The following is a 21472-nucleotide window of genomic DNA, read 5'->3' on the forward strand; positions in this document are numbered from 1 at the left end:
AATCAAGAACAAATAAAAAGATTGAAAGGAGATATATCTTTGAAACTAACAGATAGATTATTAAAAATAGCATCATTGGTGTCAGATGGTAAAAAGATAGCTGATATAGGAACGGACCATGGATACATACCAGTTTATTTGCTAAAGGAGGAAAGAGTTCCATTTGCAGTGTTGGCAGATGTTAATAAAGGACCTCTTGACAATGCACGAAAAGAGGTCATACAGAACAATCTTTTAGAGAAAGTCGATTTACGATTGGGTTCTGGTATAGAGGTACTAGAAATAGGTGAAGTTGAAGAAGTAATAATTGCTGGTATGGGAGGTATATTGATAAGTGAGCTTCTAGAAGCTAAAAAAGAAGTAGCACATAGTATAGAAAAATTGATATTACAGCCTATGCAGGCACAAGAAGAGCTTAGACGCTATCTTCTGAATAATGGATATGAAATTTTAACAGAGGCTTTAGTGAGAGAAGATTTTAGGATATATGAAATAATAGTTGCCAAATATACAGGTAAAAATACTATAATAGAAGATGAGATACAGTTTGAAGTTGGAATAAAACTTTTAGAAAATAAAGATTCTCTTTTTTATGACTTTGTAGAAAAAAAAATAAAAACATATAGTGCTATAGTTAATCAACTAGAAGGTAAACATGGAGAAGAAATAGATAGGAAGAGAGAAGAAAGTAAAATAGCAATAAGAAAACTTGAAAATTTAATAAAATAAATAGGAGGTAAATATGTTACTGAAGAGTCTTACTAGAAAAATTGAAAAAAAGTATCCTCTAAGCTTAGCTGAAGATTGGGATAATGTAGGTCTTATAGTTGGAGATTTTGATATGGATGTAAAGAAGATTCTGGTATCCTTAGAAGCCAATGAAAATGTAATCAATGAAGCTATATCTCAAAATGTTGATTTAATTGTTACACATCATCCTTTTATATTTGGAAAAATTAATAAGATTAATAGCGCCGACTTAAAAGGTAGACTTATACAAAAACTCATTAAAAATGATATAGCCCTTTATTCTATGCATACCAATTTTGACATAGCATTTGATGGTCTAAATGATTATTTCATGGAGATTATGGGATTTAATAACTCAAAAGTTTTAGATGTCACTGAAAATGAGACTTTATACAAACTTGCAGTATATGCTCCATGTAATTATTCAGAAGTGTTGAGAAAGGCACTAAGTAATTCAGGAGCAGGTCATATAGGAAATTATAGTAACTGTACATTTTCTATAGAAGGAGAAGGTCAATTTAAGCCATTAGAAGGCTCAAATCCGTTTATTGGAAGTATAAATGATATAGAAAGTGTAAATGAGGTTAAAATTGAAACTGTAGTACCACAGAAGCATTTAGGCGGAGTGATAAGTTCTATGATAGATGCACATCCTTATGAAGAAGTTGCTTATGATTTGTACAAGCTAGAAAACAAAGGAAAAACATTTGGATTAGGTAGAATAAGTAAACTTGATGAAAGTACAACATTAGAAAATCTTTCTAATAAAATAAAAGAAAAATTAAATATGAAGCATATAAGGGTAGTTGGAGGTCTTAATACCGAGATAACAAAAATTGCTGTTGTAACAGGAGCTGGTTCTGAGTTTGTGAAAAAGGCTAAGAGACAAGGAGCAGATGTTCTAATAACTGGTGATGTAAAATATCATGAGGCACAAGATGCACTTGATATGGGAATATGTATAGTAGATTGTGGACATTTTGATACAGAAGATATATTTAAACATGTTATGAAGAGATTTTTGGATGAATTTGAAGAGATTGAAACAATAAAAAGTAATGTATATTTAAATCCATTTAGTATCATTTAATGGTACTTGATAATAAAAGCACTATATAAAAAATAAATTTGATTTTGATTAGGGGGATAAAAATGAAAGTAGCAGTGATTTTTCATAGCGTTTGTGGAAGTACATATTTATTAGCAAGGGAGTATAAAAAGGTACTTGAAGAAATGAATATAGAGGTAGATATATTTAAAGTAAGTGATGAGGTTGCAAAAACACTTCCTCAGTACTATTTGATAAATTCAAAGGAACATAAAGATGAATTTGAAAGTATAAATGTAATTAAATCTGGAAAAGAATTACTAGATTATGATGCAATATTTATGGGTTCACCAACATATTATGGAAATGTATCTGGTCAAATGAAGATGTTTATGGACAGTTTTTCTGATGTATGGGTAGGAGCACCTTTAAGTGGAAAAATATTTGGTTGTTTTGCTACTGCAGGTTCACAACATGGAGGAGGAGAACTAGCTTTACAATCAATGAATATATTTGCTCAACATATGGGGATGACGCTTTTATCAGTTCCATGTACAGTAAGAGGAGGCCATCCAGCATATGGAATACTTCATATAGCAGGAGATAACTCTGATATAAGACCAAGTGATGATGTTAAGTTTGGTATAAGAGATTATCTAAACAGTCTTAGTATATATAAAAAATAGATATATTTTCAGCAATGGTTTAACCTTACAATTCATTTTATACTTGGACAGATATTATAATCTAAATAAGAGCTAATTAGAGTTTCATTAGACTAAAAAGATGTGATGCGAAGGTTGTTTTATATAATAGGAGGATAGCAAAATGCGCTTTGAGAGGCTAAGAACATATGAAGATAAATTGTATTTAGAGGCAATAAAGTTATACAATGTAAGTTTTCCTTTTCATGAACAGAGAAACCCATCTTTACAAGCAGAAATTATGGGTCATGAAGAATATCAATTTAACTTAATTTATGATGAAAACGACATGGTTGGTATCATTTTATGCTGGGAAACAGAGAATTTTATTTATGTGGAACATTTCTGTATCAATCCTGAAATGCGCAATAAAAAGTATGGAAAAAGAGCTTTGGAGCTGTTAAACCAGCGAGGCAAAACTGTTATTCTAGAAATCGACCCTCCCATTAATAAAATTTCCATCAAGCGACAAGGTTTTTATGAGAGGGTTGGATATAAGGTAAATGATTTTGAACATATTCACCCACCATACCATGAAGAATGCAATGGACATCAGTTAATTTTGATGTCTTATCCAGAAACATTGACAAAAGTTGAGTATGGTAATTTCAATCAGTATTTAAGAAGAACAGTAATGGGGTTATGATTCAGAGTAGGTATAATTTATATGTGCCTTATTGAGATATTTTACGAAACATCATTTTTGCTGTTTTTAAAAATGGCAAGCATGAAAGAGTGGTATATACTAGCCCATTCTTGCCAATCATATTTTCATGCAAGTCAAGAATAAGGAAAACACCAAAACTCGTATAAACACTACATTTTTATGAGTTGTTGGTGTTTTCTATATTTTTAACTCAGTTTTCTTTGCTTACTCATAATAACGAGTGCCAAATCTTATATCAGTTTTTAATGCCATTTTCTCTCAGATATACTTTTGATGTCATTGTTCAATTTTAATACATAGATGTTCATTGTCGATATTCTCTTATTCTTCAAACAAGCTATATGGAACTTGTAAAGTTCTGCATAGTAAATTTATAATTAAAAGCATCTGTTTTTCTTTGCTTAATTCAGCAAATGATTTATCATGTAATAATCCACTGATACCTTTTAGTACAAATGGCGCAAGCCATTTAGACTCACTTAAGTCTTTTTTATCTGCTAATCTGAGTATTTCAATAATCATTGTCCTAAAAGAGGGCAGAATTGCTTCTAAGGTTAAGCTGTGAATAGATGATAAAACTGACCAATGAATAGCTCCATCAGATAATTTCGAAAATTCATCCATTCCGCTGTCATAGCATTCTATAAGTTGTTCCAATCTCATTCGTGGGGAAATCTTATCGGATTTCTGACTCATCAGTTTAGAAGTTCGCTCTCCTTGCATTTTCATGAAGAGTCTTAAGGCTTCATCAAATAATTCTTGTTTGGAAGAAAAGTAATGGTAGAACATCCCAACTTCTCCACCAACCTCATTTAATATCATGCGAATAGAGGTGCTTTCATAACCGTTTTTTAGAAACAACTGTAAAGCGCATTTAAGTATTTCTTCTCTTTTACCACCTTCTAAAATAGGTTTTCGTGCCATTTATTTAATCCTCCCTTAAACAGAATGGTGTTTTGCTTAAAGAATATCACAATGTATAAATAACGTCAATAATAAAAAGAATAATGTTCTTATAATTATTATTTGTGGATGAGTAATATGTTCAATTTTACCTAGTGCTATGATATATGTACTCATATCCAAAAGGAAAAATAAACAATAAAATATAAATATGAATATAGAAAGTCAAAGAAAAAGAAGGCTAAAGTCTTCAATTTTTTATGTTTTAATCTCTAAAATCAACATTAGTAAATCCTGTTAGCGAAATGTCAATTTGATTTTTTCTCGTACCATTCTTATATTCAAATCCTTTATTCATCTTAGTAAAATAGTCTGGATAATTAATTAGACCATATTTAAGAAATTCTTTATCTGTTGCGGATAGAGAAATAGTGCTATTTTTGTATTGATTTTTTGAAGTAAATTCTATACTTGAATCTTTTGAAGTAACATTTATTGCATCAATACAATTTTCGGGTAAATCATAACTAAAGCTACCATCAAGCACATTTACATCCATATTGCATTTTATATTTGGAATATGGAGTTGAACATAGCTAGAATTGCCCATTTTAGCTGTTTTTCCTGATATAGATACAACCCATTTTCCGTTTTGTTCTATCATTTTAATATTGTAGTATTGGTTGTTGTAATTTGCTATTATTTTGTTGGATGAGGTTGGTAGTATTTCTACTCCTCCATTGCAGATGTCTAAAGAAACATTAAGGTTTTGTGCATTGTGAGGTAAGCTATCACTGCTTTTTTGTGAGTCTGCACCTACCTTGGAATTAGCAGAGGTATTGAAATTTCCTCTATTGCTGATATCACTATCACCATGTACTTGTGATGATGTATGGATTTCTAAAGCTGTTGCTCCTGTTGATAATATAGTTATTATTAAAAATGTAATGAGGAGTAAAAACTTTGGTTTTTTCTTGAATTTCATAATTATTTTCAACCTCTCTTTCAATAATTACTTACTTTTTTTGATAGTTTTAATGGCAAAAAAATTCTGTAATTTATGTTGATATTTGACATATATGACTGTATTATTTTCAAGTTTTTATATGGGTGTGGAAAAATTTATGTCAGCTTGGATACAAGTAACTTTGTGTTGTATCTACATAGGTATTGAGGAAGTTTCTTAAAGTGTTTTGAGCATTTTCAATTAATAAAAATAATGATAAATAAATATATTTAAAGTGACCATACATATAGCCACTTTATTATATCGTATTAGATTATTATAAACGAGAAGCTTTACCAGAAATATGGTCTATTTCTATTTTAACTACAGTTGTCAAATTTATATCTTTTTCTATGTACTTCATACCTTCTTCAATAAAGCCCTTAGAATATTTTTTTATTATTTCTACAAGAGCATTTTTCTTTTCCTCATTGTCTACTGTTGAAGCTTTTCCAAATACTACAGCGCTAGCATATGTAGTACTAAATTTATCTGGAAGAACACTTTCATTAGCTACTACTAAGAAAGAAACCTTGTTATTTGCTGAGATATTATCTAATTTATGTCCACTTCTTGCACAATGAAAATATACAGAATCATTAAAGTATACATAATTTACAGCAACTCCATAAGGATAGCCATTTTCACTTATAGTAGAAAAAGTACCAAATTCACCATTTTTTAATACTTCTATAGTATCTTCTTTTGTCATTTCTCTCTTTTTTAATCTCATTTCTCTAAACATAATATCATCCTTCCTAATTCAATATTTAAATAAAAGTTTAAAGCATTTATAAAAATTATTCTACACTTTTTGTAAATTTTAAATAAAATAAAAAATACAGTTGACAATTATAAAAATTTAGAATATTATAATAGCAACAGCAAATTAAAAATCCTATGACAAGGAAGAGTAATTATGTTTAGCTTCAACATAGAGAGCTGAGGATGGTGGAATCTTAGCAAGAAGGAATATAGTGAATGGACCTTAGAGGAATAAATTGAAATCATATTTTTATGAGAGTAGACTTTATCGTCAGTCGCACGTTACAGCGAATAGGGTATGTAAGTACTTGATAATGAGATATATAAGAATTAAGTTTTAAGCTTATTTTTTATATAATTTAGGTGGCAACGCGGATAATCTCCGTCCTATTGATTTAGGACGGAGTTTTTTATTTTGCAAAAACTATTAATAAAGAAATTATATAATTTAAAATAAAAGGTGGTGAGAGAGATGTTATGAACTTCTAAAGCTAAAGAGAATGATATGGAAAATTGGAACGAAAATGAAATAAATATTAAACAAATTAGGGGGAAATATTACAATGAAAACAAATACAAAAAAATTAACTTTAAATGCAATACTTTTAGCTATGGGATTATTGATACATCAACTTACACCTGCTATAGGACTTCCAATGCAACCAGATATATCACTAGCAATGATGTTTATAATAATGATACTAAATAAGGATGATTATAAGATTTGTTTGGTAGCAGGAATTGTAACAGGAATATTTGCAGCATTAACAACTAAATTCCCAGGTGGTCAGATTCCAAATATACTTGATAAAACTATTACAATAAATATAATGTTCATGATAATGTATATAATTTATAAATTACCATTTATGAAAAAATTGAACAGTAAAAAACAAGATTTAATAGCTGCAACAATAATATTCCCAGTAGGTACAGTTATAAGTGGAACTCTATTTTTACTAGTTGCTCAAGCTATAGTAGGTCTTCCTGGAGGTTCATTCACAGCGTTATTTATGGTAGCAGTGGTACCAGCAATATTGATAAACTTAATAGCTGGTATGTTATTATTTAAAGTAGTAAGTATCTCTATAAGAAGAATAAGTTATCAAGGATAAGATTATATTTTATAAGCATATGACAAAAATAAATAATAAATTAATAAAGAGGTATTAAGTTAAATGTAATCTTAATACCTCTTTTTAAATTAAATTATAACAATATCAAAGACCTATTTTATATGTGGTAAGGAGAGAGTAGTGAGTGTATCCTTAGAGTCTCAACTAGACAACAAAATTTATCTAATAAGCAAACAATTAATGCTTCTTTGTATCTAGGAGGTCTAACAGTAAGTGGCCACATATGTTTTAAAATAATGTCTGTTTCTTTTTCATTTATTTGAAAGAATAAATTTGCGTTTTTTAGTGCTTCTTTAGGATGAGTAAAACCATGTAATCCCTTTCTATCACCTTTATAATGCCAGTCATAAAGAAAAAAATCATGCAGTAGAGCCCCTCTAATAACGCTTTGAATTTCAACATTTAAATGCAATTTTTTACATAATAGATAACTATAATATGCTACTGATAAACTATGTTCAAGACATGAAACATTGCCATGATGAGGAAATGTTCTCATAAGTTGTACTTTTTCAGATGAAAGTATCTCAGAAGCACAATCATTAAAGTATTTAATTTCAGTTTTTGACAACATTATGCAAATCTCCATTCCTAGTAATATATAAATACTATATTTCAATGATAATATGAAATATTTCTTATCTTACAAAATATAATACCCAATAATACAAGTAAGATACCTTTTATGGTATTTAAAGTAAAAGAGATTTTATAACACTAAAAAGTGAAAAAATTAAAAATATAGCTATAAGAATATATAATATCTTTCCAATCGGATTTCCCAAATTTATAGTCCATCCTATGCCAAATCTTTTATCAACCATAAATGATGGGTCGTTTGGATTATTATATATAATACCTCCTATCCAGTACTTTTCATCATTATCTGGAGTATAAGAAGAATTGGATTTTAAATTTGGAGAATTAATATATGTTACCATTAAATAAATTATAACTAAAAGCATTATTATATTTATAACAGTTAATAAATTTGAATTTGTTTTTAATGATAAAAAAACGATAAAGAATTGTACTATCATCATAATCATCAATATAAAAAACAAATAACCAATTTTATTTAGATATTTAATGTTTTTAGTTTTACTTTCTTCAATTTTATTTGTATCTACTTTAATTCTCGCTTTTATAGCTCCAATAGAAGTTATATATAATAAAATCATTATACAAAACTCAAGACCTATTAATTTAAACACACCAAGATAGGATTTTTTCATAAATCCATCAGGTTTTCCTGTTATAGTAGAGTGCGTAGTAATTAAATCTGGTAATTGATTATAGTTAAGCAATATAAAAATACTTATTCCAAAAGTAAGTAATACTGGTATTAAATACAATATCTTAAATTTTTTTATTATTTTATTTTTTTCATTTATAAAATCCATATCTATTACCAATTTTGAGTCTGCACTTATCTGACTTAATTCAGTGAAAAACTTGGATTTAGTCATTTTAACTTCTTTATGAATATAGATATATAATATACTTTCATATAGTAAAAACCCTATAATACTAATAGAATAAGAAAATTCTATTTTATCAAACATAAAAACTAGAGCTAAAACTAAAATAAAAATCACAATGAGTCCTATAGATAAAAGTTTTTTAAATTTTTTATCAAGTATTATAAAATCAGGATAGTTTCTATGTTCTTGGTTTATAGAAACACCATAAATGTGATTTTTGCCAATAAGATGTGGCATAAAATAAAAAGTAGCATACATCAAAATTAAGGTTGAAAATATTGTAAATAAACATTCAATCTTATTCATAGTATTTCACCTCATACTTATCAAATAGATTTTTACTTAACGTCAAGAACTCTTCTTTATTGATACCTGATAAATAAGATTTTGCTACTAAAAGTTCTAAATCAATTCTATTTTTTTGGCGAGTTGAATTTTCTGTTTCCATTGGAAGTTGAGCTACAATTGCACCTTTTCGCCTATCAATATTTAAAAATCCTTCTTCTTTTAGTTCATTATAAGACTTATTTACAGTATGTAGATTTACACCAATATTTTCAGCCATACTTCTTACAGATGGAAGTGATTCATTTATTTTTAATTCTCCTGAAGCTATAGCTTTAGTTATCTCTTCTTTAATTTGTACATAAATAGACTTATCACTATTAAAATCTAAATTTAAAATCATAAAAAACCTCCATAATATCGTTATAAATAAAAATACTTGTTATATATATAGTATAACACAAAAAACATTATCAAGTACAAAATATAAATTTATATTCTACAAGATGATTTATATTATTTGTAAAAATTGTAATTTAAAAATAACATAATTTTTATCAAAATAATACAGATACTATCTATAAATAGAAATCAGAAAGGAGAAAAAATATGTTAACATATTTAATTAAAAGACAAATGAATAAAAAAGATGATGGAATGAGTAAGCCAATGATGTTTGCAGGAGCCGTGATTACAGGAGTGGGTGCATATGCAACTTATAGGATGATAAAAAACATTAAATCTAAATCTCAAATGTCTCAAATGATTGATACAGAGTATTATGGAAATAATCAATACAATGACTATAAATATGATGAGTTTGGTTATGAATGTGATTGTAGTGATAAAAAACAAGATTATGAATATGAAGAATTAAAAAAAAAAGTAAGAGAATTTAATTCAAGAAGAATAAATTGTGAAAATTGTCCACATGTTTCTCAAGAAGAAATGATGCATTATGTAAATAGTGTTAAAAATGATAAAAAAGACATTGATTTACATGAAGATGACAAAAAAAATAATATTTATAAAGAAGAAGAATATAAAAAATATGAGGAAGAATAAAGTAAGCTTTAAATAGTTAAACAGATGAGAATACCAGTTTATATAAAATTAAATATCTAAAATGTGAGTTGTAGCTTAACTTGAGAAAAATCTATACTATTTTCAAAATAGTTAAGTGTCAACTTGCATTTTTATTTTTATGTTTTTTAGTAATTGTTTGTGACTATTTTGTAATTCTAAATATATTTTAGTATCTAAAACAATTGTGTATAATAAAAGTTGTATATGTAAATAGTTTAAAATTAAAATGTTAAGAAGGGAAATAGTTATGTTAAAGTTATTGATAGTTGAGGATGACAGTACTATCTCTTTTGGAATAAAGTATGCATTGGAGCAAGAGGGATTTAGTGTAGATATATCAAAGGATTTATCAAGTGGAAAAGAAATGATATCTTCTAATGAATATAGTATGGTACTACTGGATGTAATGTTACCAGATGGAACAGGATATGAATTTTGTGAGTATGTAAGAAAGTTTTCTCAGATTCCCATAATATTTTTAACTGCTTGTGATGAAGAAGTAAACATTGTACTGGGTCTTGATATAGGTGGAGATGACTATATAACAAAACCTTTTAGAATTAGAGAATTAATATCGAGAATAAAAGCTGTTTTAAGAAGAAAAGGTGACGCTACAGAAGAAAATAAGAAGATACTTAAATATAGAGATTTAAATATATATACATTAGAAGCTAGAGTATATAAAAATGACAAGGAAATATTTCTGACATCTGTTGAATATAAGCTTCTTTTAATTCTTATACAGAATAAAAATACAGTTTTGAGTAGAAGTCAAATACTAGAAAAGCTTTGGGATGTAACTTATGATTTTGTTAGTGATAATACTTTAACTGTTTATATAAAAAGACTTAGAGAAAAAATAGGAGATGACTTATGTAAACCAATTTACATAGAAACTGTAAGAGGACTAGGTTATAAATGGATAGGAAGTGAAAATAATGTTTCTATATAATCCTGAAGTAAAGAACTTTTTTAGTAAATATATTATTTTAATGTTGATGGTAATTCTTATATCAATTGGATTTGGTATAATCAATATAAATACAACTAAAAATACGATTGTAAAAAATAATCAAGCTATAATAGGAACCTTAGTTAACAAGTATCCAAAACTAGAAAGTGATATCGTAGATATAATAACACAAGGAAAGTCCATGCAAAATGTAGAATTTGGTGAGAAAATATTAAGTAAGTATAACTATGACAAAACTATTAGAATAAATTCTGAGCCTCTTACTTCCAAATTACTTTCAAACACTATAAAAATAAATATAATCTTAGTTTGTATAATTTTTATAATGATATTTATGTTGATACTTAAATATTTTAGAACTATATATAATGATTTATCAGATATGACTAAGTATGTTTACTATAGTTCAGAAGGAAAAGAATTTGATATGAAAAATAGAAATCAAGAAGGGCAGATAGGTCTTTTAAAAACAGAGCTATTGAAGATGACAACAATTCTTAATGAAAAAGTTGAACTTTTAAATTCAGAAAAAATATTTTTAAATAATACAATTTCAGATATATCACATCAGTTAAAAACTCCCATGACTTCCTTAATCATACTAAGTGATTTATTATATAATGATGTACCATATGAAGTGAAAATAGATTTTTTAGACAAGATAAAAAATCAACTAAATCGTATGGATTGGTTGATTAAAAGTATGCTTAAATTATCAAAAGTAGAAGCTAAAGTTATAAAGTTTAAGAGAGAAAAAATAAAGTTTAGTGAACTTATACATAGAGCAATCCAACCAATGAAAATACCTATGGAGATTAAAAACCAAAAGTTAAGTATAGAAGGCAATGGTAATGTATCTTATGTTGGTGATATTGATTGGTCAGTTGAGGCTTTAGTAAATATAATAAAAAATTGTATAGAACATACTCCTGAGTTTGGAAATATAAGTATAATTTACAAAGAAAATCCATTATTTTCAGAGTTAATAATAAAAGATGATGGTGAAGGTATAGATAAAAAAGATATACCACATATTTTTAAACGTTTCTATAGAGGGAAAAGTAGTTCAAAAGAGGATAGTGTAGGTATAGGGCTTGCAATGGCAAAATCCATAATAGAAAGCCAAAATGGAGATATTTATGTAAATAGTGAAAAAGGTAAAGGAACTGAATTTCATATAGCATTTCATAAGATATATGATGATAATAGTGACTAATCTGTAATATTTAATTCACTTTATAGTAATAGCTTGAGTCTAATATATGAAGTATAGAATATAAATATTGGAGGTAGTTATGGAAATTTTAAGAGTAGAAAATCTGACTAAAAGTTATGGTAAAAATGAAACAAAAGTCGATGCAATAAAAAATGTAAGCTTGTCTATAGAAAAAGGTGAGTTTATAGCAATAACAGGTCCAAGCGGAAGTGGAAAGAGTACATTATTACATTTATTAGGAGGTGTTGATAGACCTACTAGTGGTAAGGTTTATATAAATGATGTAGATATATATAATCTAAAAACTAAGGATTTGGCAATCTTTAGAAGAAGAAATATAGGTCTTATATATCAATTCTATAATCTGATTCCAGTTTTAAATGTCAAAGAAAATATATTACTTCCAGCAGAGCTTGATAATAGAAAGATTGATAAAGAATACTTGAATGATTTGATGAAAACATTGGGTCTAAGCAATAGAGAAAATCATCTTCCTAATCAATTATCAGGAGGTCAACAACAAAGAACATCTATAGGACGTGCCTTAATTAATAGACCATCTATAGTATTAGCAGATGAACCAACAGGTAATCTAGATAGCAAAAACTCAAAAGAAATACTAGAGTTATTAAAATTATCAGTGAAAAAATATAATCAAACATTAATAATGATAACTCATGACAAAAATATAGCACTTCAGGCGGATAGAATTATAGGCATAGAAGATGGAATTATAAAAAGTGATGAGGTGATATAAATGAATCTATATACATCTCTAACTGTTAGATATTTAAAACAAAATAAAAGACGAACTATTGTAACTATAATTGGAATAATACTTTCCACTGCTCTAATTTGTGGTATAGGTAACATATTTGAAAGTTTTATGGATTATCAAATAAGAGAAACCATAAAAAATGATGGGAGTTTTCATGCTAAATTCTACAATGTAAACAAAAAAAATATAGACTATGCAACAAAATCGGCTGAAATAAAAAGTTATGCACTTACTAATCAACTTGGATACTCTAGAATAGAAGATACTGTAAATGGTATATTAAGCGTTAAGCAATATGATAAAAATGCTATGGAAGGATATAGAGTTTCTATAAAAGAAGGTAGATTTCCAGATAAAGATGGAGAAATTATTTTAAGTGAAAACATAGTTAATCTTATGGAGAAAAAGCTAAAAATAGGAGATAAGATAACCTTAAAAGTAGGTGATATGTTTGATAGTAATAACAAAAAAATTGATGATATGAGTGTATTTCATGAAGGTGATTATATTGCCAATGAAAAAGAAAAGACATTTAAAATTGTAGGTATAATCAAAAGGCCAGGATTTGAACTCACTGACCAAGTTGCTACTGGTTTAACTTACTTTAATCCTATAGATAATAATAAAGAGACAGTGAATATATCAATAACAGCAAAAAATCCTAAAGATATATATGAAATAACAAGAAAAATAAGTAATAATATATATACAAATAAAGATAAAGCATCAAACTCTGAAATGATAAAATACAATGAACATTTATTGAGATTACAAGGAGCTAGTAAGTATGCAAATATAAATAGTTCTATAAAAGCTATAATTACTATGGTAACTATTTTAGTAATTATATGTACAATTGCTACAGTATATAATTCTTTTAGTATTTCTATAACTGAACGAAAAAAGCAGTTTGGAATATTAAATTCTATAGGAGCTACTACTAATCAAATTAAAAGATTAGTTTTTATTGAAGGTATTATAATTAGCTGTATTGGAATACCAATAGGACTATTGTCTGGAACAGTAGCTATAGATTTAGTATTTAAAGCTATAAATAAATATCTTACAGAATCAGTTGTATCACAGATGGGTTTACAAATAGTATATAATCCATTAATAATAATTATCAGTATAATAATTGTTTTACTTACAATTTTTATATCAATTCTCCTACCTGCAATAACAGCCTCTAATATTTCTCCTCTTAGTGTAATAAGAAGTAGTGGAGATTACAAAGTAGGTAAGGTTAAAAATTCGAAACTTATTAAATTAGTTTTTGGAACAGAAGGTGTACTTGCATATAAAAGTGTAAGAAGAAATAGAAAGAAATTTATTGTGACACTTTTTTCTTTAATAGTAAGTATAGTAATATTTATATCTTTTAGCGGATTTATGGCGAATTTCTTAAAAGGTGAAGAAATCAGAAATTCTCAAAGAAACTACGATTTATATTTAAGTTCAAGACAAATATCTAAGTCTATGGATGATACTATAAATAAACTAAAAAATATATCTGGAATAAAAAACTTTGAAGTAGCTGTAGGAGAGTATATTTCTATAGGAGTAGATAAGGATAAAATAAATAAATCTAAAGAAAATCTAATTAAGGATTATTATCAACAACGTAAGGTTGGAGATAGTTATGTATATGAGTTTAACAACAACGAACTAATTTTTCCTGGAGAAACTGCAATACAAAATAAAACAAAAAACTTAATAAAAGGCTCTTTTGATAAAGAAAGAGCGATTAAAGAAAATGGAGTGATATTTGTTAGAAAAAGTTACTTTGAATCAAAGGGTAAGAAAGGCGTAATAGAGTTAACTAATTACAAAGTTGGAGATATTGTAACTTGTGAATATACTGGCGAAAATGATTCAAAGAAAAAAGTAAACATAAAAATTCTTGGTATAACAGATGAAAAACGTCTAGGAATGGGTTATCAAAATATGGGATTGCAATTTTTAACTTATGATGAGGTTGCTGAAAATATGAATTTAAAGTTAGAGAAAGGTATTGTCTTTATTGATTCAGGGGGAAGTGCTCAGACTAGGAAGAGTGTAGAGTCTTTGGCTAAAAAAAATAATGTCAATTTTCATGATGAAAATACAAGTGACAAAAGTGCAAAGCAAAATTTAAAAGCTATTAAAGTTTTTGTATATGGGTTTATAGTAGTGATATCTCTAGTAAGTGTTACAAATATACTAAATACAATAAGTACAAGTATAAATCTAAGAAAAAGAGAACTAGCAATAATACAATCAATAGGTGTTACTCCTGTAGGTTTTAGAAAAATGATATACTTAGAAAGTTTTATCTATGGTATTTTATCTTTATTGTTTGGCGTACCAATTGGTATTGGGTTGATATTAATTATGAATAAATTAGTTTCAGGTGTAATTGAATTTTCTACAGTTATACCATGGACAGCAATTGGCATATGCATAGTTAGTGTGTTTATAATAACCTTTATAGCAGCATATATACCTATGAATAAATTAAATAAGGAGAATATAATAGATAATATAAGAAAGGAAAGTATATAAAATACTATAAAAATAATTTATAGATATATAAAATATTATTAAAATCGTTTAATTGGTATAAACTATAATTATGCTGATTAAACGGTTTTTATTTATATAAGAAATCTAATAAATAAATTGCTAGAGGTATTTAATTATTTAGAAAGAATTGGTATTATATAAAGTAGGAGTTTAGATAATAAAGAAAGATATTTGATTATATTGGAAAACAAAAGAAAAAGAAGGTGATTACTATTTCTCATATAACTGCTAAAAACATGTATAAAAGCTTAGAGGAAAGAATAAATAAATTTCCACAGGGTGCTCCACCCTCCGATACATTATATAAAATATTAAATGTACTTTTTACAGAACAAGAGGCAAAATTAGTGGCACAACTTCCAATAAAGCCTTTTAGAGTAAAAACAGCAGCTAAAATTTGGAGTATAAGTGAAAGTGAAGCATATAGGGTGCTAGATAAGCTAGCTAGCAGGGCACTAATACTAGATATAGAAGATAAAAAAGGTAAAAAATATATAATGCCTCCTCCAATGGCTGGTTTTTTTGAGTTTGCCATGATGAGAACAAGACACGATATAGACCAAAAACTTTTATCAGAACTTTACTATCAGTATATGAATGTAGAAGAAGATTTTATTAAAGATTTATTTTATTCAACAGAAACAAAACTTGGAAGAGTTTACGTTCAAGAAGAAGTATTGACTAATGATAATGAAGTAAGTATTTTAGATTATGAAAGAGCTACTCATATAATTGATGAATCGACTCATATAGGTATAAGCATGTGTTATTGTAGACATAGAATGCAACATGTTGGAAAAGCCTGTGATGCTCCTATGGATATATGTATGACATTTGACAATGTAGCTAATTCTTTAATAAACAATAAATTTGCAAGACGTGTAGATAAAGTAGAATGTAAGGAATTACTTCATCAAGCATATGAACATAATTTAGTTCAATGTGGAGAAAATGTTCGAAAAGGAGTTACATTTATATGTAATTGTTGTGGTTGCTGTTGTGAGGCGCTAGTAGCAGCAAAAAGATTTGGAAATCTTCACCCAGTACAAACAACTAGCTTTATACCAAATATAAACCATGAAAGTTGTGTAAAGTGTGGTAAATGTATATCTGCATGTCCAATAGATGCAATAAGTAAAGTAAAAGAAAATGATAAAGAATATATAAAAATTGATGAGGATAGATGTCTAGGTTGTGGAGTTTGTGTTAGAAATTGTCACAAAAATAGTATTATGCTATTAAAGAGAGATGAAAAAATAATAACTCCTGCAAATTCAGTACATAGAGCAGTTCTCATGGCAATTGAAAAAGGGCAGTTACAAAATCTAATTTTTGATAATAATGCCTTAGCTAGTCATAGAGCTATGGGAGCTATACTATCAGCTATATTAAAACTTGAACCAGCTAAAAAAGCTTTGGCTAGTAAGCAGCTAAAGTCAGTATACTTAGATAAATTACTAAGTATGAATGATAAATAAAGATTAATTTTATAATTGTAATAAAAACGGGCTATATTCAAATAAAATTATTTGAATATAGCCCGTTTTAAAATATTAAGCTATTTCTTTAATTTGTTTAAATGAATTTTCATTTCCATTTCCACCAATTTGTGTTACTGATTTAAATCTCATAGTTTTAAATAGTTCTTTTTGACTATAGTCTAGTAAATTTCCTACTAGTATTACAGGAGATTTAGTTTTTCCAGCTAAAACCCCAACAGATAAACCATCTATTAAATCATCTTGTTTATTGATTCCATTTTTAGCTACATATAGGTTATTTATATTAGAATCTTTGTAAAACTCTTTTATTACTTTTGCATTTGTTTCATTTCTAGTACTACCTGATATTCTTTGTGGATTTTTAAGTTTACTTTCTATATTTTTAGAAACTGTGTATTCTCCACCTATTATATAAGATTTATCTATTTTTTTATCTTTGAATAAATCATTTATTTCAGTTATATTACTATTTTCATTAGTAAGTATTATAGGCATATCATTTTGAGCTGATGCTGCACCAATACTTACTGCATCTGCTAATCCTTTTTCACCATTAACTACTGATATTTTTGATACATTACTAATTCCTTTTAATTCTTTAGCAAGATTTAAAGAAGTCTCATATCTATCATTTCCTGAAATTCTAGATACAGACATATTATCTGACTTTATAGTATCTAAAGATTTTTCGTTTACAGAAGCTTCACCACCGATTACATATACATTTTTAACTTTTAATCTCTTTAATTCAGCTAAAGTTTTTTCATTTATTTGAGAACTTCCAGTTAACAATATAGGAGCATCTTTTTTATATGCAAATGGTGTTGCAGCCAAAGCATCTGCAATTGCAGAATCATTTATTAAAACAGCATTTTCAGCATTTTCCCAACCTGCTTGGCTTATCTTAATAGAAGTTTCATATCTATCAGTTCCTGTTAATTCATTTGCATTTACTTCATCTTGGTATGTAACTTCAAATTTGGCATTTGGACTTCCTAAGAAAGCTATTACGCCTCCTTTTGGCAATCTAACTCTATTATTCTTTGTCACTAAAGAGTAATTTACAGGAGTTCCTTTATCATCATAAACTGCAAAAGATGAATTTTGAGGAAGATTAACTTCTATTTTTTTATTTGCTATATCATCGCCAATTTTGTACCATTTTGCATACCCTTTTGAATCTATTTGATATGTAAAAGATTTTTCTGATGATAAATTAGTTAGGGAATCTTCACTTACATATGTTTGTGTTGCAAATTTTAGGTATTCTGTACCATTTTCTTTATACAGTTTGATATCACTCAAATCACGACCCATTACACCAGGTATTTCTATAAAAGCATTTGAATTATTCTCATCTATTATTTTAGTATTAGCTAAAAAACCTGGAGTTTTATCAGAAACACCAAGAATTGCTTTAACAGAACCAAGCATATAGTGTTGAGAACTATATTTTTCATCCACTATATAGTAGCCTTTTTCACCTCTTTTTTCCCATGCTTCTTTGACACTATCTGATATATCATTGTCATCTACCTTTTGAGCTACGTAGTATAAACTTGCTGTCTGACCTAATCCAGGAACATCATCATAAGAGCTCATATTTAAATATGTGATATTATTTTTTTCTTTTACAAATTTTAGGCAACTATTACCTTTTTCAGATACAAATCTATCTTGACCTATGTATACATATTTATCTTCAGGTCCATTTTCTATGTATGGAGAAGATACTGTTAGAGTACCATTATCATTAACATCGATTTTTAGCATATTTGAAGAAGCATAAAGTCCACTATTTTCTTTTAAGTAACTTGGCATTTTGACTTGTTGTGGCTTACTAAATGTTTTATCAGGTTTTATTTCTTTAATTTTACCTTTTTCTTTTAGTGCAGATAGTAAAATTTCTTGTCCGATTACTTCGTTAAGTTGACTACTTCCACCAGAAGAAACAACTGCAACTGCCATATTTTCATCTGGAAGCACTGTAAGATTACTATGGAATAATAAAGAATCTCCACCTTTTGTAAGTGCTTTTAGATTATATTGATTAAATGGATAAGTGTTGACACAATCCCATCCTAAACCATATCCAAGGATAGAGTCTTCTCCCTCAGGCCATAGACCATTTAAATATTCTTTATTTTCCATAGCTTTTACTGAAGCAGGAGAAAGAATTCCATTTGATTTTTTCATAAATGTTTGTGCAAATGTACATAGATTTTCTGCACTTGAATATAAGCCACCCATACCTATAGTATTAAAGTTATCTTGTGGAACTGCATCTTCCCAATAAGGTACATAGGCTTTTGCAAGTTTTGAACTATCAAAGCTATTTTCTGGAGTTTTTGTGTTTTGTAAGTTAAGTGGATTATTTATGTACTTATCAAGAAAATTAGTAAATGACATACCAGATACTTTCTCTACTAAAATTTCAGCTAAAGTAAATCCATCATTACAATAAACGGAAAAAGCTCCTGGCTTAGCTTTTAATCTTTGTTTCTTTAATTCTTCTAAGAAATTATCATGACTATAAGAATCATTGTCTCCCAATAAAAGGGCATTTTTTAAACTTCCTCCCATTAGCCCTGATGAGTGATTTAATAACATTCTTGGAGTGATTTCTTTATATCTATCATCAGCCATCTTAAATTCAGGTATATATTTTACAACAGGAGTATCTAAATTTACTTTTCCCTGTTCAACCAACTTCATAACAGCTGTAGTAGTAAATACTTTACTGATAGAGGCAATATTATACATATTATCCTTAGTTAAATTTTTATTATCTTGTTTGCTGTATACTCCACCATTTCCAGAAATCTCAATTTTACCATTATCAATTAGAGCATATTGAGCGCTTACAGCACCATATTTAGATAGTAAAGTTTGAATTTTCTCTTTAGCAAGAGCTCTAGTTTTTGTGTAAGACTCCGAACCTTTACTATAATCATTTAACTCTATATCAGAGCTTTGATACTTATCGGAGATATTGTTTGTGTCATTATCAGCAAAAGTAATACTTGGAGTAGCAGTAAATAACATACTAAGTACTAATGTGCTAGATAATAACTTACATAATCTTTGCTTAAACATATTAAATTACCTCTTTTCCCTTTTAATAATTATAATTAGCATAACATTCTTAATTATTTTAATCAACAGATTATTGTTCAATAAAAGTGTATTTATAATAAGTATACATTTTATATATATGAGAAAAATAAAAATACAATATTTTGTTATCTGATAAAAAATAAAGGGTATAAGTAATATATAAATAAAATGGAGGAATCTTAAATTATGTACAAAACTATAAATAAAAATCAACTTAAGGAAATGATGAAAAATGAAAAAGATGTTTTATTGTTAGATGTAAGAACTAAAGATGAATTTAATGAAAGTAAAATAGAAAATGCGATAAATATATCTTTACAAGAGTTAATTAATAATATAGATGAAATTTATGAATATAAGGATAAAAAGGTAATAGTTTATTGTAGAAGTGGTCACAGAAGTGTTACAGCATGTAATTTATTAGTCGAGGAAGGTTTTAAGCATTTGTATAACTTAAAATCTGGAATAACTGATTATATGAATTAAATACTTAGGTTATGTTAGGTGAAGTAATTTAATATTAAATTTTTATGATATGCTTTTATAAATTATAAAGGCATATTTTTATTTAAAGAAAATAAAGCTAGAATATATGTAAAAGTTATAGTTATTTTTTAGAGGAAGAGAATTACAAAGGATTAATGTAACTACAAGTTTATCTAAAGATATGCAGAGTGGTATAAAAAGTGTCAATCTGTGTATCTTTAGATATAGAAGTAAGAGATAGAGTATAATGCTAAATTGTATTTGTAAAATATATGTATCTCTGATTATTGAGCTGGTATATATTTAAATATTCATAAGATAAGTTAGAAAAGAACGAATTCTTTCTATCTTTTCATCATTAGAAATGTCATTACGTAGTAATATACCTTGTTGACCGTATACACAAAAGTATGCTGTTGTATCGGAATCAGGAACATCAATTTCTCCTCGCGAATGAGCTAGTTCAATTTGTTTTTTTACAATTGGCAAAAGCTTTTCACAGACTTTTAAAGATAACTGGTCATGAATTTTTTTGTTTTGTTCTCCATGACATATTTTGTAATAAAGATTATCATCAGTTTCTATATCAATAAATGTTGGTACTTCTTCAATTATTTGTTTTAATGTTTTATTTTTATCGTTTAGTATAGATAGCATTTTATCTACTAAAGTTTGTGCATACTGATCTATAGCACTATCAAATAAGATTTCTTTTGATGGAAAATAACGATAACATAAACCTTGTGCAACATTCATATATTTTGCAATATCAGTAATAGAAGTTTTTTCATATCCATTTTCATAAAATAACTTCATTGCAGTATCTAAAATTTCTTGTCTACGCTCATTAGGTTCTTTAGTAATACGTGGCATATAGCATCCTCCTTCTGATTTCAAGTACATAATAGCATATGGGATTTTGAAAGTCAATGAATGAATATCAGTCATTTATAAGTAATTGTGAGGGATAGTCTATTAACTAGAAAAAGGTAGTAACTGAG

20 protein-coding genes and 1 other annotated feature are annotated in these 21472 nt (G+C 27.4%); of the genes, 12 read left to right on the forward strand and 8 right to left on the reverse strand.

The features are described 5' to 3' along the window. Nucleotides 1-39 precede the first annotated feature (39 nt). The 4 genes from IC173_RS01975 (at nt 40) to IC173_RS01990 (ending at nt 3148) form a co-directional block, all read left to right on the forward strand. Nucleotides 40-729, forward strand: a complete 690-nt coding sequence (locus IC173_RS01975) for a class I SAM-dependent methyltransferase (RefSeq protein WP_227831165.1) — start codon at nt 40-42, stop codon at nt 727-729. A 13-nt stretch (nt 730-742) separates the two neighbouring features. Then, complete coding sequence (locus tag IC173_RS01980; RefSeq protein WP_227855088.1) at nt 743-1840, forward strand: Nif3-like dinuclear metal center hexameric protein; 1098 nt, start codon at nt 743-745, stop codon at nt 1838-1840. Between the two features lie 62 nt (nt 1841-1902). Further along, on the forward strand, nt 1903-2484 hold the full coding sequence (locus tag IC173_RS01985; RefSeq protein WP_227432814.1) for a flavodoxin family protein: 582 nt from the start codon (nt 1903-1905) through the stop codon (nt 2482-2484). A 142-nt stretch (nt 2485-2626) separates the two neighbouring features. Next, a complete protein-coding gene (locus IC173_RS01990; RefSeq protein ID WP_227432815.1) occupies nt 2627-3148 on the forward strand; it encodes a GNAT family N-acetyltransferase in 522 nt (173 codons plus the stop codon). Nucleotides 3149-3490: 342 nt separating this feature from the next. Here IC173_RS01990 and IC173_RS01995 read toward each other — a convergent pair whose 3' ends face one another. From IC173_RS01995 to IC173_RS02005, 3 genes are all read right to left on the reverse strand, one after another. Next, a complete protein-coding gene (locus IC173_RS01995; protein ID WP_227432817.1) occupies nt 3491-4093 on the reverse strand; it encodes a TetR/AcrR family transcriptional regulator in 603 nt (200 codons plus the stop codon). Between the two features lie 244 nt (nt 4094-4337). Beyond that, nucleotides 4338-5057 carry a hypothetical protein gene (locus IC173_RS02000; RefSeq protein ID WP_227432818.1) on the reverse strand — a complete coding sequence of 240 codons (720 nt, stop codon included), beginning with the start codon at nt 5055-5057 and terminating at the stop codon, nt 4338-4340. 298 nt (nt 5058-5355) lie between these two features. Beyond that, nucleotides 5356-5823: a pyridoxamine 5'-phosphate oxidase family protein gene (locus IC173_RS02005; protein ID WP_227482310.1), complete on the reverse strand. Its 468-nt coding sequence runs from the start codon at nt 5821-5823 to the stop codon at nt 5356-5358. 146 nt (nt 5824-5969) lie between these two features. Next, nucleotides 5970-6236 (forward strand) — a binding site (T-box leader). A 170-nt stretch (nt 6237-6406) separates the two neighbouring features. On the opposite strand from IC173_RS02005, the gene IC173_RS02010 reads away from it, so the two are divergent. Further along, on the forward strand, nt 6407-6958 hold the full coding sequence (locus IC173_RS02010; RefSeq protein ID WP_227432821.1) for a tryptophan transporter: 552 nt from the start codon (nt 6407-6409) through the stop codon (nt 6956-6958). A gap of 118 nt (nt 6959-7076) precedes the next feature. On the opposite strand, the gene IC173_RS02015 is transcribed toward IC173_RS02010, so the two are convergent. From IC173_RS02015 to IC173_RS02025, 3 genes are all read right to left on the reverse strand, one after another. Then, on the reverse strand, nt 7077-7553 hold the full coding sequence (locus IC173_RS02015; RefSeq protein WP_227432822.1) for an HD domain-containing protein: 477 nt from the start codon (nt 7551-7553) through the stop codon (nt 7077-7079). Between the two features lie 118 nt (nt 7554-7671). Continuing rightward, entirely contained in the window at nt 7672-8769 is a 1098-nt protein-coding gene (locus IC173_RS02020) for a DUF5808 domain-containing protein (protein ID WP_227855089.1), read from the reverse strand. After that, nucleotides 8762-9151: a GntR family transcriptional regulator gene (locus tag IC173_RS02025; RefSeq protein ID WP_227432825.1), complete on the reverse strand. Its 390-nt coding sequence runs from the start codon at nt 9149-9151 to the stop codon at nt 8762-8764. The genes IC173_RS02020 and IC173_RS02025 overlap by 8 nt, the downstream gene beginning before the upstream one ends. A gap of 206 nt (nt 9152-9357) precedes the next feature. Here IC173_RS02025 and IC173_RS02030 point away from each other — a divergent pair, with 206 nt between their 5' ends. The 6 genes from IC173_RS02030 to IC173_RS02055 all read left to right on the forward strand — a co-directional run bounded on the left by IC173_RS02030 (nt 9358) and on the right by IC173_RS02055 (nt 16844). After that, nucleotides 9358-9813, forward strand: a complete 456-nt coding sequence (locus IC173_RS02030; RefSeq protein ID WP_227432827.1) for a hypothetical protein — start codon at nt 9358-9360, stop codon at nt 9811-9813. Between the two features lie 268 nt (nt 9814-10081). Further along, a complete protein-coding gene (locus IC173_RS02035) occupies nt 10082-10786 on the forward strand; it encodes a response regulator transcription factor (protein ID WP_227482313.1) in 705 nt (234 codons plus the stop codon). Next, nucleotides 10773-12023 carry a sensor histidine kinase gene (locus tag IC173_RS02040; RefSeq protein WP_227855090.1) on the forward strand — a complete coding sequence of 417 codons (1251 nt, stop codon included), beginning with the start codon at nt 10773-10775 and terminating at the stop codon, nt 12021-12023. Before IC173_RS02035 ends, IC173_RS02040 begins: the two co-directional genes overlap by 14 nt. Before the next feature lie 79 nt (nt 12024-12102). Further along, nucleotides 12103-12780 carry an ABC transporter ATP-binding protein gene (locus tag IC173_RS02045; RefSeq protein ID WP_227432830.1) on the forward strand — a complete coding sequence of 226 codons (678 nt, stop codon included), beginning with the start codon at nt 12103-12105 and terminating at the stop codon, nt 12778-12780. After that, nucleotides 12781-15345, forward strand: coding sequence for an ABC transporter permease (locus tag IC173_RS02050; RefSeq protein ID WP_227845310.1), 2565 nt, complete (start codon nt 12781-12783; stop codon nt 15343-15345). Nucleotides 15346-15569: 224 nt separating this feature from the next. Continuing rightward, entirely contained in the window at nt 15570-16844 is a 1275-nt protein-coding gene (locus tag IC173_RS02055) for a 4Fe-4S dicluster-binding protein (RefSeq protein ID WP_227855091.1), read from the forward strand. Nucleotides 16845-16919: 75 nt separating this feature from the next. Here IC173_RS02055 and IC173_RS02060 read toward each other — a convergent pair whose 3' ends face one another. Continuing rightward, nucleotides 16920-19964, reverse strand: coding sequence for a serine hydrolase (locus IC173_RS02060; protein WP_227855092.1), 3045 nt, complete (start codon nt 19962-19964; stop codon nt 16920-16922). A 207-nt stretch (nt 19965-20171) separates the two neighbouring features. Here IC173_RS02060 and IC173_RS02065 point away from each other — a divergent pair, with 207 nt between their 5' ends. Continuing rightward, on the forward strand, nt 20172-20471 hold the full coding sequence (locus IC173_RS02065; protein ID WP_227482318.1) for a rhodanese-like domain-containing protein: 300 nt from the start codon (nt 20172-20174) through the stop codon (nt 20469-20471). Between the two features lie 303 nt (nt 20472-20774). Here the strand turns inward: IC173_RS02065 and IC173_RS02070 are convergent, their stop codons facing one another. Beyond that, entirely contained in the window at nt 20775-21344 is a 570-nt protein-coding gene (locus IC173_RS02070; protein ID WP_227432836.1) for a TetR/AcrR family transcriptional regulator, read from the reverse strand. Between the last annotated feature and the right edge of the window lie 128 nt (nt 21345-21472).

Source organism: Clostridioides sp. ES-S-0048-02, from assembly GCF_020658495.1.
Taxonomy (GTDB): domain Bacteria; phylum Bacillota; class Clostridia; order Peptostreptococcales; family Peptostreptococcaceae; genus Clostridioides.